This is a genomic window from Kitasatospora sp. NBC_01287, assembly GCF_026340565.1.
Lineage (GTDB): Bacteria > Actinomycetota > Actinomycetes > Streptomycetales > Streptomycetaceae > Kitasatospora.
The window spans coordinates 7,677,093-7,695,317 of the sequence record NZ_JAPEPB010000001.1; the positions used below are offsets into that span (position 1 = coordinate 7,677,093).

Annotated in this window: 1 protein-coding gene (cut by a window edge); it reads left to right on the top strand. The window is 75.4% G+C overall.

Annotated features, from left to right (window positions below; all coding sequences use genetic code 11):
- Positions 1-2: 2 nt before the first annotated feature.
- Positions 3-18,225, top strand: partial view of a type I polyketide synthase gene (locus OG455_RS33135; RefSeq protein ID WP_266299976.1) — the 5' portion only. 17,333 nt of this gene lie beyond the right edge of the window; the window shows 18,223 of its 35,556 coding nt (coding positions 1-18,223); its start codon is at positions 3-5; the stop codon falls past the right edge of the window.

Consider the following 18,225-nt stretch of genomic DNA (forward strand, 5'->3'; position numbering starts at 1 on the left):
AAATGGTGAATGAGGAGAAGTACCTCGACTACCTGAAGCGGGCGACCGCTGACCTTCGGGAGGCGCGTCGTCGGCTCCGTGAGGTGGAGGAGGCCGGCCGCGAGCCCATCGCGATCGTCGGCATGGCCTGCCGCTTCCCGGGCGGCGTCCGCTCGCCGGAGGACCTCTGGCGGATCGTGGACGGCGGGGTCGACGCCATCGCGGAGTTCCCGGCCGACCGGGGCTGGCCGCTGCCGGGCTCCGGCGCGGCCGGCTCCGAGGTGCTCGCGGACATCCCCTCCCTGCTCGGTGGCTTCGTCTACGACGCGGGGGAGTTCGACCCCGCCTTCTTCGGCATCTCGCCGCGCGAGGCCATCGCGATGGACCCGCAGCAGCGGCTGCTGCTGGAGACCTCCTGGGAGGCCTTCGAGCGGGCCGGCATCGTGCCGACCTCGCTGCGCGGCAGCCAGGTCGGCGTCTTCGTCGGCGCGGCGGGGCAGGGCTACGGGGCGGCGGCACAGGAGGCGGGCGACGGGGCCGACAGCCACCTGCTGACCGGCAACGCCACCAGCGTGGTCTCCGGGCGCCTCTCCTACACCTTCGGTCTGGAGGGCCCGGCGGTCACGGTCGACACCGCGTGCTCCTCCTCGCTGGTGGCGCTGCACCTGGCGGTGCAGGCGCTGCGCGGCGGCGAGTGCTCGATGGCGCTGGCCGGCGGCGTGACGATCATGTCCAGCCCCGGCCTCTTCGTGGAGTTCCACCGCCAGCGCGGGCTGGCCGGCGACGGCCGCTGCAAGGCGTTCGCGGACGCGGCGGACGGCACCGGCTGGGGCGAGGGCGTCGGCATGCTGCTCGTGGAGCGGCTCTCCGACGCGCGGCGCCTGGGCCACCCGGTGCTCGCCGTGGTGCGCGGCTCCGCGACCAACCAGGACGGTGCCAGCAGCGGGCTGACCGCCCCGAACGGCCCGGCGCAGCAGCGGGTGATCCGCGCCGCGCTGGCCAACGCCCACCTGACGCCCCAGCAGGTCGACGCGGTGGAGGCGCACGGCACCGGCACCGCGCTCGGTGACCCGATCGAGGCGCAGGCCCTGCTCGCCACCTACGGCCAGGGCCGCGAGGACGCCCGTCCGCTGCTGCTCGGCTCGCTCAAGTCGAACATCGGCCACACCCAGTCCGCCTCCGGCGTGGCGGGCGTGATCAAGATGGTGCTGGCGATGCGGCACGGTGTGCTGCCGCGCACCCTGCACGTGGACGCGCCCTCCTCGCACGTGGACTGGGAGGCCGGCGCGGTCGAGCTGCTCACCGAGGCGGCCGACTGGCCCGCCACCGGGCAGCCGCGCCGCGCCGCCGTCTCCTCCTTCGGCATCAGCGGCACCAACGCGCACGTGATCATCGAGCAGGAGCCGGTCGCGGAGCCGGCCGAGGCCGCCGAAGAGCCGGCGCCGCCGGCGCGGCGGGACGGCGTGCTGCCCTGGCTGCTCTCCGCCACCACCCCCGAGGCGCTGCGCGGACAGGCCGCCCAGCTGCTCCAGGCACAGGCTGGGAGCGACCTCGACCCGTGGGACCTCGGCTTCTCGCTGGCCACCGGCCGCTCCGCCTTCGAGCACCGCGCGGTACTGCTCGGCGCCTCGCGCGAGGAACTGACGGCGGGGCTGGAGCAGTTGGCCCGGGGCGAGAGCTCGGGCACCGTCGTCCAGGGCGCGGCCGCGCCGGGGTCGGCGGGGAAGACGGCGTTCCTCTTCTCCGGCCAGGGCAGTCAGCGGGCCGGGATGGGGCGTGAACTGTACGCCGCCTTCCCGGTGTTCGCGGAAGCGCTGGACGCGGTGTGCGAGCAGTTCGACGGGGTGCTGGACCGGCCGCTGCGCGAGGTGCTGTTCGACGGCGAGTCGCAGCTGCTGGACCGGACGGTGTACACGCAGGCCGGGCTGTTCGCGATCGAGGTCGCGCTGTTCCGGCTGCTGGAGTCGTGGGGCATCCGTCCCGACTTCCTCGCGGGCCACTCCATCGGCGAGTTGGCGGCCGCGCACGTGGCGGGCATCCTCTCGCTGGCGGACGCGTGCAAGCTCGTCGCCGCTCGTGGTCGCCTGATGCAGGCGCTGCCGGCCGGTGGCGCGATGCTCGCGGTGCAGGGCAGCGAGGACGAGGTCCGTGCGGCGCTGGTCGACGGTGTCGACATCGCGGCCGTCAACGCGGCGGACTCCATCGTGGTCTCCGGCGCCGAGGACGCTGTCGCCGAACTGGAGGCCGTCTGGCGGGCGGAGGGCCGCAAGGTCAAGCGACTGACCGTCAGCCACGCCTTCCACTCCGCCCTGATGGACCCGATGCTGGCCGAGTTCCGCGCGGTCGCCGAGTCCCTGACCTACGCGCAGCCCCGCATCCCGGTCGTCCCCACCAGCACCGGAGACTTCGCCACCCCGGACTACTGGGTGCGCCACGTGCGCGAGGCGGTCCGCTTCGCCGACGGCCTGGCCACGCTGCGCGAGCAGGGTGTCCGCACCTTCCTGGAGCTGGGCCCGGACGGCGTGCTGTCCGCGCTGGCCGAGGGCATCGCCACGCAGCGTGCGGGCCGCCCCGAGGTGTCGGCCCTCGCCACCGCCGTGGCCCGTCTGCACGTGAGCGGTGTGCGCGTCGACTGGGACGCGTACTTCACCGGCGCCCGGCGCGTCGACCTGCCCACCTACGCCTTCCAGCACACCCATTTCTGGCTGACCGCCGCCCCGGCCGCCATCGCCGCCGCGGGCTCGGCCGACCTGGTGGAGTCCCGCTTCTGGGAGGCCGTCGAGCGCGAGGACCTCGGCGCGGTCGAGGCCGCGCTCGAACTGGAGTCCGCCGAGGGTGCGCCGGACCTCGGTGCCGTGCTGCCCGTGCTCTCCTCCTGGCGCCGTCGTCGGCGTGAGGCCTCGGTGCTCGACGCCTGGCGCTACCGCGTCCAGTGGGAGCCGGTCGAGCAGGCCGCCCAGGCCGCCTCGCTCACCGGTGACTGGCTGCTGGTCGAGCCCTCCGACGCCGACGCCACAGACGCCGATCCCACCGTCACCGCCGACCAGCTCACCGCCGACCAGCTCGCCGCCGCCGTCGAGCGCGCGGGCGGCACCGTGCTGCGGCTGCCCTTCGGCGCCGACCTCGCCGAGCGGATCGCCGAGACCGCCGCCGCCCACCCCGACCTGCGCGGCATCCTCACCCTGACCGGACTGGACGAGCGCCCGCACGCCGCCCACCCCGCCCTCACCCGGGGCCTGGCCGACACGCTGACCCTGGTTCAGACGCTGGCCGCGGGCCCGTCGGCCGCGCCGCTGTGGTGCGTCACCCGGGGCGCGGTCTCGATCGGCCGCTCGGACGCCGCCCTCTCGCCCGCCCAGGCGCAGCTCTGGGGCTTCGGCCGGGTGGCCGCGCTGGAGTACCCCGGCCAGTGGGCCGGTCTGCTCGATCTGCCCCCGGCCGTGGACGGGGCGCTGGACGAGCGCGCCGCCGCCCGGGTGGCGGCCGCGCTGGCCCAGCGGGAGGAGGACCAGCTCGCCGTCCGCGCCTCCGGCGTCTTCGGCCGCCGCCTGGCGCACGCCCCCGTGCCGTCCGGCCTGGGCGAGTGGCGTCCGCGCGGCACCGTACTGATCACCGGTGGCACCGGCGCGCTGGGTGCCCAGGTGGCCCGCCTGCTGGCCGGCACGGGCGCCGAGCACCTGGTGCTGACCAGCCGCCGCGGCCTGGCCGCGCCGGGTGCGGCCGAGCTGGCCCAGGAGCTGACGGCGCTCGGCGCCCGGGTCACCGTCGCCGCCTGCGACGTGGCCGACCGCGCCGCCGTGGCCGAGCTGCTGGCCTCGATCACGGCCGAGGGCACCCTGACCGCCGTGGTGCACGCCGCCGGCGTCGGTGAGATCCGTCCGCTGGCCGGGACCGGAGCGGCCGAGGCCGCCGAGGTGCTCGCCGCCAAGGTGGGCGGTGCCGCTCACCTGCACGAGCTGCTCGGCGACCGGCCGCTGGACGCCTTCGTGCTCTTCTCCTCGATCGCCGCCGCCTGGGGTTCGGCCGGTCAGGCCGTCTACGCGGCCGCCAACGCCTACCTGGACGCGCTGGCCGAGACCCGCCGCCGGGCCGGTCTGGCCGCCACCGCGATCGGCTGGGGCCCGTGGGCCGAGGGCGGCATGGCCGCCGACGAGGCCGCCCGCGACCACCTGGCCCGCCGTGGCGTGCGGGCGATGGCGCCCGAGCGCGCGATCGCCGCGCTGCAGACCGCCGTCGCCGCGCAGGACACCGCCGTCGTGGTGGCCGATGTCCAGTGGGACCGTTTCGCTCCCAATTTCACTGCCACCCGTGCGAGTTCACTGCTCTCCGGGCTCTCGGAGGTGCGCACCGCGCTGAGCGGGGCCACCGGGAGCACCGGTGCGGCGGGCGAGCCGGCGCTGCTGCGGCGGCTGGCCGGGCTCACCGCGGGCGAGCAGGCCAGGCTGCTGCTCGGCCTGGTCCGCGCCGAGGTCGCGGCCGTGCTGGGGCACTCCGGCGTCGAGAGCGTCGAGCCCGGCAAGGCCTTCCGCGAGCTGGGCTTCGACTCGCTGATCGCGGTCGAGCTGCGCAACCGCCTGAGCGCGCTCACCGGGCTGCACCTGCCGACCACGGTCGCCTTCGACCACCCGACCCCCACCGCGCTCGCCGACTTCCTGCGCTCGGCCGTCCAGCCGCCGGGCGAGGCGGCTGCCGGCCTTCCCCAGCCGTCGGCCGGGGGAGTCTCCATGGCCGTCTCCATGGCCGGGGACGACCCGATCGCCATCGTCGCCATGAGCTGCCGCTATCCCGGCGGCGTCAGCACCCCTGAGGAGCTGTGGGAGCTGGTCGCCTCCGGGCGGGACGCCATCGGCGACTTCCCGGCCGAGCGCGGCTGGGACGCCGAGCGCCTCTACCACGCCGACCCCGACCACCCCGGCACCACCTACGCGACCCAGGGCGGCTTCGTCCGGGGCGCCGAGAACTTCGACGCGGCGCTCTTCGGCATCTCGCCGCGCGAGGCGCTGACCATGGACCCGCAGCAGCGCCTGCTCCTGGAGACCGCGTGGGAGGCCTTCGAGCGCGCCGGGCTCGACCCGCGCTCGGTGCGCGGCAGCCGGACCGGTGTCTTCGTCGGCTCCAACGGGCAGGACTTCGCCGCCCTGCTGGCCGCCGCCGCCGAGAACGGCGAGGGCTACCTGGCCACCAGCAGCGCCGCGAGCGTGGTCTCGGGCCGCCTCTCCTACACCTTCGGCCTTGAGGGCCCGGCGGTCACCGTCGACACCGCCTGCTCCTCCTCGCTCGTCGCCCTGCACCTGGCGGTGCAGGCGCTGCGCGGCGGCGAATGCGACCTGGCGCTGGCCGGCGGTGTGACGATCATGTCCACCCCGGGTGCCTTCATCGAGTTCAGCCGCCAGCGCGGGCTGGCCGCCGACGGGCGCTGCAAGCCCTTCGCCGAGGCCGCCGACGGCACCGGCTGGGGCGAGGGCGTGGGTCTGCTGCTGGTCGAGCGGCTCTCCGACGCCCAGCGCCTCGGTCACGAGGTGCTCGCCGTGGTGCGCGGCAGTGCGGTGAACCAGGACGGCGCGTCGAACGGCCTGACCGCCCCCAACGGTCCGGCGCAGCAGCGGGTGATCCGCCAGGCGCTGGCCTCGGCCGAGCTGACGGCCGACCAGATCGACGTGGTCGAGGCGCACGGCACCGGCACCGCGCTGGGCGACCCGATCGAGGCCCAGGCCCTGCTGGCCACCTACGGCCAGGAGCACGGCGCGGACCAGCCGCTGCGGCTGGGCTCGGTGAAGTCCAACATCGGCCACACCCAGGCGGCTTCGGGCGTCGCGGGCGTGATCAAGATGGTGCTCGCGATGCGCCACGGCCTGCTGCCGCAGACCCTGCACGTCGACGCGCCCTCCTCGCACGTGGACTGGTCGGCGGGCGCGGTCGAGCTGCTGACGGAGCGTCAGGAGTGGCCGGAGACCGGCCGCCCGCGCCGCGCCGCCGTCTCCTCCTTCGGCGTGAGCGGCACCAACGCCCACACCATCCTGGAGCAGGCGCCCGCCGCCGCACCGGCCGAGCCGGTCGAGACGGACGAGCGGCCCCAGCCGGCCGCCGGCGAGGCCGCCGCGCACACCTGGCTGCTCTCCGGCCGCACCGAGGACGCGCTGCGCGCCCAGGCCGAGCGGCTGGCCGCCGAGCTCACCGCCCGGCCCGAACTCACCACCGCCGACGTCGCGCTGACCCTCGCCACCGCGCGCGCCGCGCTGGAGCGCCGGGCCGCCGTGGTCGGCACCACCCGCGAGGAGCTGCTCGCCGGCCTCACCGCCCTCGCGGCCGGCCAGGCCACCGGCTCGACCGTGCGCGGTGTGCCGAGCAGTGCGGTGCTCTTCTCGGGCCAGGGCAGCCAGCGTGCGGGGATGGGGCGCGAACTGTACGCCGCGTTCCCGGTGTTCGCGGACGCGTTGGACGCGGTCTGCGCGCACTTCGACGCCGAGCTGGACCGCCCGCTGCGCGAGGTGCTGTTCGACGCGGACTCCGAGCTGCTGGACCAGACCGTTTACACGCAGGCCGGGCTCTTCGCGATCGAGGTGGCGCTGTTCCGGCTCGTCTCGTCCTGGGGCGTGCACCCGGACTTCGTGGCCGGTCACTCGATCGGTGAGCTGGCGGCCGCGCACGTGGCGGGTGTGCTCTCGCTGGCGGACGCCTGCAAGCTGGTGGCCGCTCGTGGTCGCCTGATGCAGGCGCTGCCGGCCGGTGGCGCGATGCTCGCCGTGCGGGGCACCGAGCAGGAGGTCCGCGCCGCGCTGGTCGGCCGCGAGCGGGACGTGGCGATCGCGGCGGTCAACGGGCCCGAGGCTGTCGTGGTCTCCGGTGCCGAGAGTGCCATCGCCGAACTGGATGCCGGTTGGCGGGCGGAGGGCCGCAAGGTCAAGAAGTTGACGGTCAGCCACGCGTTCCACTCGCCGTTGATGGAGCCGATGCTCGACGGGTTCCGGGCTGTCGCGGAGTCGCTGACGTATGCCGCGCCCCGGATTCCGGTGGTCTCCAACCTGACCGGCCGGATCGAGGACGTCGGCGGTGCCGAGTACTGGGTGCGCCATGTCCGCGAGGCGGTGCGCTTCGCGGACGGGGTGGCCACCCTGCACGAGCAGGGTGTGCGCACCTTCCTGGAGCTTGGCCCCGACGGCGTGCTGACCGCCATGGCCCAGGACGTCCTGGCCCAGGACGCGGACCTCGCCTTCGTCCCCGCGCTGCGCCGCGACGCGCCGGAGGCCCGCGCGCTGGCCGCGGCCCTCGGCGAGCTGCACACGCACGGCGTCCCGGTCGACTGGGCCGCCTACTTCGCGGGCTCCGGTGCCCGCCGGGTCGAGCTGCCCACCTACGCCTTCCAGCGGGAGCGCTACTGGCCGGAGTTGGCAGCCGTCCAGGCTGCGGCGCCGGGCGCGACCGACGCGGTCGAGGCGGGGTTCTGGGGCGCGGTCGAGCGGGAGGACCTGGATGGTCTGCTCGCCACCCTGGAGGTCGCCGAGCCCGGCGCCCAGGAGCGCCTCGGCGAGCTGCTTCCGGTGCTCGCCGACTGGCGCCGCCGCAACCGCGAGCAGCGGACGGCCGGCGGCCTGCGCTACCGCGTCGCCTGGCACCCGCTGACCGAGACGGCCGCCACGCGGCTCTCCGGTCGTTGGTTGCTGGTGGGTGGGGTGGATGGTTTCGCTGATGCGGTGGCGGCTGGGTTGGTGGCGCATGGTGCTGTTGAGGTGGTGCGTGCGGAGTCGGTGGCGGCTGTGGTTCCGGGTGGGTTCCGGGGTGTGGTGTCGCTGCTGGAGGGTGTTGAGGCGGTGTTGGCGCTGGTGCGGTTGGGGCTGGCGGCGCCGTTGTGGTGTGTGACGCGTGGTGCTGTTTCGGTGGGGCGTTCTGATGCTCTGTCGGTTCCTGATGGTGGCCTGGTGTGGGGGCTGGGTCGGGTGGCGGCGTTGGAGGTGCCGGAGCGTTGGGGTGGTCTGGTCGATGTTCCGGTGGAGTTGGACGCGCGGGCGGTTGCTCGGTTGTGTGCGGTGCTGGGGCAGTCGGTCGAGGATCAGGTGGCGGTGCGTGGGTCGGGTGTGTTCGTGGCCCGGTTGGAGCGTGTCGTGCCGGTGGCCGGTGGTGATGGTTGGGTGCCGCGTGGCACGGTGTTGGTGACCGGTGGTACGGGTGCGTTGGGTGTGCGGGTGGCGCGCTGGTTGGCTGCTCGGGGTGTTGGGCGTCTGGTGCTGTTGAGCCGTCGTGGCGGGGATGCGCCGGGTGCGGTGGAGCTGGCCGAGGAGCTGCGCGGTACTGGTGTCGAGGTGTCGCTGGTGGCTTGTGACGCGGCGGACCGTGGGGCGTTGGCCGAGGTGTTGGCCGGTGTCGAGTTGTCGGCGGTGGTGCATGCGGCGGGTGTGCTGGATGACGGGGTGTTGGAGGGTCTGACGGCTGAGCGGTTGCGCTCGGTGCTGGCGGCGAAGGCCGATGCGGCCCGTCATCTGCACGAGTTGACGATCGATCAGGAGCTGGACGCGTTCGTCCTCTTCTCCTCCCTGGCCGGCACCCTGGGTGCGGCGGGTCAGGGTAACTACGCGGCGGCGAACGCCTATTTGGACGCGTTGGCGGTGCACCGTCGTTCGCTGGGTCTGGCGGCCACCTCGGTGGCGTGGGGTCCCTGGGCGGGCGCGGGAATGGCCGCCGACGAGATGGCGATCGAGGACCGGATGCGCAAGGCCGGCATCCCGGCCCTGGCACCGGAGTTGGCACTCGCCGCGCTGCGGCAGGCGGTCGGCCAGGGCGAGGCGGCCGTGGTGGCCGCCGACATCGACTGGGCCCGCTTCGCGCCGGCCTTCACCGCCACCCGGCCCAGCCCGCTGATCAGCGGCATCACCGAGGCCCGTCAGGCCGTCGAGGCGGCCGTGGCGGCGACCCCCGGCACGGACGAGCCGGCCGGCGCGGCCCTGGTCCGCGAGCTGCGCGCGATGAGCGAGGCCGACCGGGCCCGCGCGGTGCTGGACCTGGTCCGCGCCCAGGTCGCGGCCACCCTCGGCCACGCCTCCGTGGCCGCCGTCGAGGCCGACCGCGCCTTCCGCGAGTTCGGCGTCGATTCGCTGACCGCTGTCGAGCTGCGCAACCGCCTCACCGCCGTCACCGGCCTCGCGCTGCCCAGCTCGCTTGTCTTCGACCACCCCACCCCGGCCGTGCTGGCCGACCACCTGCGCGCTGAACTGCTCGGCGCGCAGACCGAGAACGCCGTCGAGGCCTCGGTGGTCGCCGCTGCCGAGGACGATGCGATCGCGATCGTGGGGATGGCGTGCCGGTTCCCGGGTGGGGTGGATTCGCCGGAGGGTCTGTGGTCGCTGTTGGCGTCGGGTGTTGACGCGGTGGGTGGGTTCCCGGTTGATCGTGGGTGGGATCTGGAGCGGTTGTACCACCCGGATGCTGATCACGCGGGGACGTCGTATGTGAATGTGGGTGCGTTCCTGGCGGAGCCGGGTGGCTTCGACGCCGGGTTCTTCGGGATCTCGCCGCGTGAGGCGTTGGCGATGGATCCGCAGCAGCGGTTGCTTCTTGAGACCTCGTGGGAGGCGTTCGAGCGGGCGGGTGTCGATCCGCTGTCGGTGCGCGGCTCGCGTACGGGTGTGTTCGTGGGGACGAATGGTCAGGACTATCCGGCGCTGCTGCTGGCCGCGGTGGAGTCGGCGGAAGGGCACTTGGGCACGGGTAACGCGGCCGCGGTGGTCTCGGGCCGGGTGGCTTACACGCTCGGCCTGGAGGGCCCGACCCTGACGGTCGACACGGCCTGCTCCTCCTCACTGGTCGCGCTGCACCTGGCCATGCAGGCGCTACGCACCGGCGAGTGCACGATGGCCCTGGCCGGCGGTGTCACCGTGATGTCGACCCCGGCGACGTTCGTGGAGTTCAGCCGTCAGCGGGGCCTCGCGCAGGACGGCCGGTGCAAGGCGTTCGCGGAGGCGGCGGACGGCACGGGCTGGGGCGAGGGTGTGGGCATGCTCCTGGTGGAGCGGCTGAGCGACGCGCAGCGGCTGGGGCACCCTGTCCTGGCGGTGGTGCGCGGCAGTGCGGTGAACCAGGACGGTGCGTCGAACGGTCTGACGGCGCCCAATGGTCCTTCGCAGCAGCGGGTGATCCGGCAGGCGCTGGCGTCGGCGGGTCTGAGCGCGGCCGAGGTGGACGCGGTGGAGGCGCACGGCACCGGTACGGCGCTGGGTGACCCGATCGAGGCGCAGGCGCTGCTGGCGACCTACGGCCAGGGCCGCGAGGACGCCCGTCCGCTGCTGCTGGGTTCGATCAAGTCGAACATCGGCCACACCCAGGCCGCGGCCGGGGTCGCGGGCATCATCAAGATGGTGATGGCCATGCGTCACGGGGTGCTGCCGCGGACCCTGCACGTGGACGCGCCGTCCTCGCACGTGGACTGGACGGCCGGCGCCGTCAAGCTCCTGACGGAACATCAGGAATGGCCCGAGACCGGTCGCCCCCGGCGCGCCGGCATCTCCTCCTTCGGCGTGAGCGGCACCAACGCCCACACCATCATCGAGCAGGGCCCGCAGTCGGGTTCGCCGATCCTGACGGAGCAGGCACCCGCCCGCCCGCAGACCGCGCTGCCCTGGCTGGTCGCAGCCCGGACCGAGGAGGCGCTGACCGACCAGGCGCGCCGCCTGGCCGCCTTCGTCGAGCAGCGGCCCGAACTCGACCTGACCGCTCTCGCCGCCTCGCTGGCCACCAGCCGCTCGACCTTCGAGTACCGGGCCGCCCTGGTGGGCGCCTCCCGGGCCGAGCTGCTGGCCGCCCTGGAGGCGCTGGCCGAGGGCCGGCCGGCCCCGTCGGTCGTCCTCGGCGAGGCCAAGGGCGCGCCGCGAACCGCCGTGCTCTTCTCGGGCCAGGGCAGTCAGCGGGCCGGGATGGGGCGCGAACTCTACGCCGCCTACCCGGTGTTCGCGGACGCGCTGGACGCGGTCTGCGCGCACGTCGACGCCGAGCTGGACCGCCCGCTGCGCGAGGTGCTCTTCGACGCCGAGTCGCAGCTGCTGGACCAGACGGTGTACACGCAGGCCGGGCTCTTCGCGATCGAGGTCGCCTACTTCCGCCTGATGGAGTCCTGGGGCCTCACCCCGGACGTGCTGGCCGGGCACTCGATCGGTGAGTTGGCGGCCGCGCACGTGGCGGGCGTCCTCTCGCTGGCGGACGCCTGCAAGCTCGTCGCCGCCCGTGGCCGCCTGATGCAGGCGCTGCCGGCCGGTGGCGCGATGCTCGCGGTGCAGGGGTCGGAGGCCGAGGTCCGCGCGGCGCTGCTCGACGGCGTCGACATCGCGGCCGTCAACGCGGCCGACTCCATCGTCGTCTCCGGCCCCGAGGCCGCCGTCGCCGAACTGGAGGCCGTCTGGCGGGCCGAGGGCCGCAAGGTCAAGCGGCTCACCGTCAGCCACGCGTTCCACTCCTCGCTGATGGACCCGATGCTGGCCGAGTTCCGCACGGTCGCCGAGTCCCTGACCTACACCGCCCCCCGCATCCCCGTGGTCTCCAACGTCACCGGCGACTTCACCGCCGACCTGACCGACCCCGCCTACTGGGTGCGCCACGTCCGCGAGGCCGTCCGCTTCGCCGACGGCCTCGCCACCCTGCACGCGCAGGACGTGACCACCTTCCTGGAGATCGGCCCGGACTCCGTGCTCGCCGCGCTGGTCCCCGACACGGCCCTCGCGGTGCCGGTCGCCCGGGCCGGCCGCGCCGAGGTGGCGACCCTGGTGGGCGCGCTGGCCCGGCTGCACGTCCAGGGCACCCCGCTGGACTGGGCGGCCTACTTCGCCGGGGCCGCCCCCCAGCGGCTCGACCTGCCGACCTACGCCTTCCAGCGCACCCGCTACTGGCCCACCATCGCCAAGCCCGCCGCCCCGGCGACCGGCACCGACCCGCTCGACGCCTCGTTCTGGGCCGCCGTCGAGCAGGAGGACCTGGCGGCGCTCGCCTCCGTGCTGCGCACGGAGGACGTCGACCCGCAGGCCGCCGTCGATGCGCTCTCCCCGGCACTGCCCGTGCTCGCCACCTGGCGCAGCCGCCGCCGCGAGCGGCACACCGCCGACAGCTGGCGCTACCGCACCCGGTGGACGCCTGCCACCGACCTCACCGACCGTTCGCTGAACGGTGGTTGGCTGCTGATCACCCCGGCGGAGAGCGACCAGGGCGCCACCGGCGACCCGGCCGCCATCGAGGCCGCGCTCACCGCGCACGGCGCCCGGCCGATCCGCCTGGTGGCGGGCCCCGACGCGACCCGCGCCGAGCTGGCCGAGCTGCTGGCCGCCGCCAACGCCGCCGCCACCGCCGACGGCGAGATCCGGGGCGTGCTCTCGCTGCTGACCGACGTCGCCGCCGCACTGGCACTCGTCCAGGCGCTCGGCGATGCCGCCGTCACCGCCCCGCTCTGGCTGCTGACCCGGGGCGCCGTCTCGGTCGGCCGCTCCGATCCGCTCGCCGCGCCGGACCAGGCGCTGCTCTGGGGCCTCGGCAAGGTCGCCGCGCTGGAGCACCCGGACCGCTGGGGCGGCCTGCTCGACCTGCCGCCGACCGCCGACCGGGCGGACGCGGACCGCACCGCCGCCCGTCTCTGCGCGGCCCTCGCGCAGAGCGTCGAGGACCGGCTCGCGATCCGCGCCTCCGGCCTCTTCGCCGCCCGCCTGGAGCGGGCCCCGCGCGGCGAGCTGTCGGTGGGCGACTGGACGCCGTCCGGCACCGTGCTGATCACCGGCGGCACCGGCGCGCTCGGCGCGCAGGTGGCGCGCTGGCTGGCAGGCCGGGGCGCCGAGCACCTGGTGCTGCTCGGCCGCCGCGGCCCGCAGGCCCCCGGCGCCACCGAGCTCGCCGCCGAACTGCGCGAGCTGGGCGCCCAGGTGGACCTGGTGGCCGCTGATGTGACGGACCGTCAGCAACTGGCCAGGGCGCTCGACGGACTGACCCTGACCGCCGTGGTGCACACCGCCGGCGTCCTGGACGACGGCGTGCTCGACGGGCTGACCCCCGAGCGGCTGCGCACGGTGCTCGCCGCGAAGGCGGACGCCGCCCGCCAGCTGCACGAACTGACGCTCGATCAGGAGCTGGCGGCCTTCGTCCTCTTCTCCTCGACCACCGGCACCCTGGGTGCCGCCGGACAGGCCAACTACGCCGCCGCCAATGCCTACCTGGACGCCCTGGCGGCGCACCGCCACGGCCTGGGCCTGCCCGCGACCTCGCTCGCCTGGGGCCCCTGGGCGGGCACCGGCATGGCCGCCGACGAGGCGGTCGTCGAGGAGCGGATGCGCCGGGGCGGCCTGCGCCCGATGGCGGGCGAGCAGGCGATCGCGATCCTCGGCCAGGCGGTCGCGGAGGACGAGCCGGTGCTCGCCGTCGCGGACATCGACTGGGACCGCTTCGCCCCCGCCTACACCGCGGCCCGCCCCACCCGCTACCTCGCCGAGCTGCCCGAGCTGCGCGCCGACCGTTCGACGGCCGCTGCCGGTGCCGCCACCGAGGCCGCGCCGGCCGGTCAGGGCCTCACCGCCCAGCTGGCCGCACTCGCCGCTCCCGAGCGCGAGCGCGCGCTGCTCCAGCTGGTGCGCACGCACACCGCGCTGGTGCTCGGCCACAGTTCGGCCGACGCGGTCAAGGCCGACCGCGCCTTCCGCGAGTTGGGCATCGACTCGCTCACCGCCGTCGAGCTGCGCAACGGCCTCAGCCGGGCCACCGGCCTGCGGCTGCCCGGCGGCCTGGTCTTCGACCACCCGACCCCCGCCGTCCTGGCCGGCTGGCTGCACGGCGAGCTGTTCAGCGCCGACGAGGCCGCCGACGCGACCGCCGGCACGACCGCCGACGCGACCGCCGTCCAAGGTGCCGTCGTGGGGGCGGCTCCCGGCCGCCAGGCCGAGGACGAGCCGATGGCGATCATCGGCATGGCCTGCCGGTTCCCCGGTGGCGTCAGCACGCCCGAGCAGCTCTGGCAGCTGCTGGTCGCGGACGGCGACGCGGTGGGACCGTTCCCCACCGACCGCGGCTGGGACCTCGGCAACCTCTTCGACGCCGACCCCGAGCACGCCGGCACCTCCTACGTCCAGGTCGGCGCCTTCCTGGAGCGGGCGGGCGAGTTCGACCCCGGCTTCTTCGGCATCTCGCCGCGCGAGGCGCTCGCGATGGACCCGCAGCAGCGCCTGTTGCTGGAGACCTCCTGGGAGGCGATCGAGCGGGCCGGGCTCGACCCCCAGACCCTGCACGGCTCGCCCACCGGCGTCTTCGTCGGCACCAACGGCCAGGACTACGGCCACCTGCTGGTCGGCGCCCAGGACGAACTGGGCGGCCACCTCGGCACCGGCAACGCGGCCAGCGTGGTCTCCGGGCGCCTCTCCTACACCTTCGGTCTGGAGGGCCCGGCGGTCACCGTCGACACCGCCTGCTCCTCCTCGCTGGTCGCGCTGCACCTGGCCGCGCAGGCGATCCGCAGCGGCGAGTGCTCGATGGCGCTCGCGGGCGGCGTCACCGTGATGTCCACGCCGGGTGTCTTCATCGAGTTCAGCCGCCAGCGCGGGCTGGCCGGCGACGGCCGCTGCAAGGCCTTCGCGGCCGGGGCGGACGGCACCGGCTGGGGCGAGGGCGCCGGCATGCTGCTCATCGAGCGGCTCTCCGACGCGCAGCGCCTGGGCCACCCGATCCTGGCCGTGGTGCGCGGCTCGGCCGTCAACCAGGACGGCGCGTCGAACGGGCTGACCGCCCCCAACGGCCCGGCGCAGCAGCGGGTGATCCGCGCGGCGCTGGCCAACGCCCGTCTGACGGCCGACCAGGTCGACGCCGTCGAGGCGCACGGCACCGGCACCGCGCTCGGCGACCCGATCGAGGCCGACGCGCTACTGGCCACCTACGGCCGCCGCCGCACCGAGGACCGCCCGCTGCTGCTCGGCTCGGTGAAGTCCAACATCGGACACACCCAGGCCGCGGCCGGCGTCGCGGGCATCATCAAGATGGTGCAGGCGATGCGCCACGGAGTGCTGCCGCGCACCCTGCACGTGGACGCGCCCTCCCCGCACGTGGACTGGACGGCCGGCGCGGTGGAGCTGCTCACCGAGCCCACCGCCTGGCCCGAGACCGGGCAGCCGCGCCGGGTGGGCATCTCCTCCTTCGGCGTCAGCGGCACCAACGCGCACACCATCATCGAGCAGGCCCCCGAGCCGGTGGCCGCCCCCGAGCCCACCGGAGCCACCGCGCCGGCCGCGCCGGCCTCGCTCGCCACGCCGGCGCGCGAGCTGCCCGCACTGCTCTGGCCGCTGTCGGCCCGCACCGGCGAGGCGCTGCGCGCGCAGGCCGAGCGGCTGGCCGAGCTGCTGACGGCGCGGCCCGAGCTGGACCCGCTGGACGTCGGCTTCTCGCTGGCCACCAGCCGCTCCGCCTTCGAGCACCGCGCCGTGCTGCTCGGCGCCACCCGCGACGAGCTGACGGCCGCGCTCACCGCCCTCGCCGAGGAGACCGACGCCGCCGACGTGGTGCGCGGCCTCGCCGACCGGGGCGTCACCGACACCCTGGCCGTGCTGATGTCGGGCCAGGGCAGTCAGCGGGCCGGGATGGGGTGCGAACTGTACGCCGCCTACCCGGTGTTCGCGGAGGCGCTGGACGCGGTCTGCGCGCACTTCGAGGGCGAGCTGGACCGGCCGCTGCGTGAGGTGCTGTTCGACGGCGAGTCGCGGCTGCTGGACCGGACGGTGTACACGCAGGCGGGGTTGTTCGCGGTCGAGGTCGCGCTGTTCCGGCTGCTGGAGTCGTGGGGTGTGCGCCCGGACTTCCTCGCGGGCCACTCCATCGGCGAGTTGGCCGCAGCACACGTCGCGGGCGTCCTCTCGCTGGCGGACGCGTGCAAGCTCGTCGCCGCCCGTGGCCGCCTGATGCAGGCGCTGCCGGCCGGTGGCGCGATGCTCGCGGTGCAGGGGTCGGAGGCCGAGGTCCGCGCGGCGCTGCTCGACGGCGTCGACATCGCGGCCGTCAACGCGGCGGACTCCATCGTGGTCTCCGGCGTCGAGAGTGCCGTCGCACAACTGGAGGCCGGCTGGCGTTCGGAGGGCCGCAAGGTCAAGCGGCTCACCGTCAGCCACGCGTTCCACTCCGCGCTGATGGACCCGATGCTGGCCGAGTTCCGCACGGTCGCCGAGTCCCTGACCTACACCGCCCCCCGCATCCCGGTCGTCTCCAACGTCACCGGCGACTTCACCGCCGACCTCACCGACCCCGCCTACTGGGTGCGCCACGTGCGCGAGGCGGTCCGCTTCGCCGACGGTCTGGCCACGCTGCGCGAGCAGGGTGCCCGAACCTTCCTGGAGTTGGGTCCGGACGGTGTGCTGTCCGCGCTGGCCGAGGGCATCCCCGCCCAGCGCGCGGGCCGCTCCGAGGTGCGGAGCCTGGCGACCGCCGTGGCCCGCCTGCACGTGAGTGGCGTGCGCGTCGACTGGGACGCGTACTTCGCCGGCGCCCGGCGCGTCGACCTGCCCACCTACGCCTTCCAGCGCACCCACATCTGGCCGCGCCTGACCGGCGCCCCGGTCGGGTCCGCCGGCGGGCTGGGGCTCAGCTCCGCCGAGCACCCGCTGCTCGGCGCGGCCGTCCACCTCGCCCACGACGAGGGCCTGGTGCTCACCGGCCTGCTCTCCACCCGCACCCACCCCTGGCTCGCCGACCACGCGATCCTGGGCGCGGTGCTGCTGCCCGGCACGGCCTTCGTCGAGCTCTCGCTGCACGCCGGCGACCTGCTCGGCTGCGACCGGCTGGACGAGCTGACCCTGCAGACACCGCTGGTGCTGGCCGAGGACGCGGCCGTGCTGCTGCAGGTGCGGGTCAGCGGCGCGGACGAGGAGGGCCGGCGCTCCGTCACCATCTCCTCCCGCCCGGCCGGTACGGGAATCCCCGGGGCCGACGCCGAGGCGGCCTGGACCTGCCACGCGCTCGGCGAGCTGAGCCCGGCAGCGGCCGGGAGCGCGCCGGAGAGCCTGACCGAGTGGCCGCCGCCCGGCGCCACGGTGGTCGAGGTCGGCGGCCACTACGAGCACCTGACCGCCCAGGGCTACGGCTACGGCCCGATGTTCCAGGGCCTGCGGGCCGCCTGGCGGCGCGGCGCCGAGGTCTTCGCCGAGGTGGTGCTGCCCGAGGGCGTGCAGGCCGACGCCGCAGCCTACGGCCTGCACCCCGCGCTGCTCGACGCCACCCTGCACGCGGTGGGCCTGGGCGAGTTCATCGCCGTCACCGAGGCCGAGACCGCCGCCGGCCAGGGCCGGCTGCCATTCGCCTGGACCGGGGTCTCGCTGCACGCCACCGGTGGGTCCGCGCTGCGGGTGCGGCTGAGCGCCGCCGGGCCGGACGCGGTGGCACTCACCATCGCCGACCCGACCGGCGCGCCGTTGGCCACGGTGGACTCGCTGGTGCTCCGCCCGGTCTCCGCCGAGCAACTGCGCAGCGAGCCCGCCGCCGACCACGACCCGGTCCACCGGCTCGTCTGGGAGGCGCCGGCCGCCGCGACCGGGCAGGACGCCGTCGTCGAGCCGCTGACCGTGCTCGGCGCTCCGGACGCTCTCGACGCTCTCGACGGGGTCGACGGAATCGACGCACTCGACTCGCTCGCCGAGCCCGTCCCGCCGCTGGTGCTCGTGGCCGACGGCGGTGAGGGCGCACCCGCGCGGGTGCTGGCGCTGGTCCAGCGCTGGCTGGCCGAGGAGCGCTTCGCCGACTCCCGCCTGGTGGTGCTCACCCGGGGCGCGGTCGCCACGGTGCCCGGCGAGCCGGTGACCGACCTGGCGGGCGCCGCCCTGTGGGGCCTGGTGCGCTCGGCCGAGGCCGAGAACCCGGGTCGCCTGGTGCTCGCCGACACCGACGGGAGCGCGGACTCCCGGGCCGCGCTGCCCGCCGCGCTGGCCGCGATGACGGCCGCCGGTTGCGCCCAACTCGCGCTGCGCGCCGGCGCCGCACTGACCCCGCGCCTGGCGCGGGTGGACGCCGGTGCCGAACTCGCCGCCCCGGCCGGTGCGGTGGCCTGGCGACTGGACAGCACCGAGCGCGGCACGCTGGACGCGCTGCGCCTGGTGCCCGCGCCCGACGCCGAGGCCGAGCTGCCGGACGGCCATGTCCGGATCTCGGTGCGGGCGGCAGGCGTGAACTTCCGTGACGTGCTGAGCGCGTTGGGGATGTACCCGGGCCCGGCCGGTCTGCTGGGCGGCGAGGGCGCGGGCGTGGTGGCCGAGGTGGGTCCGGGTG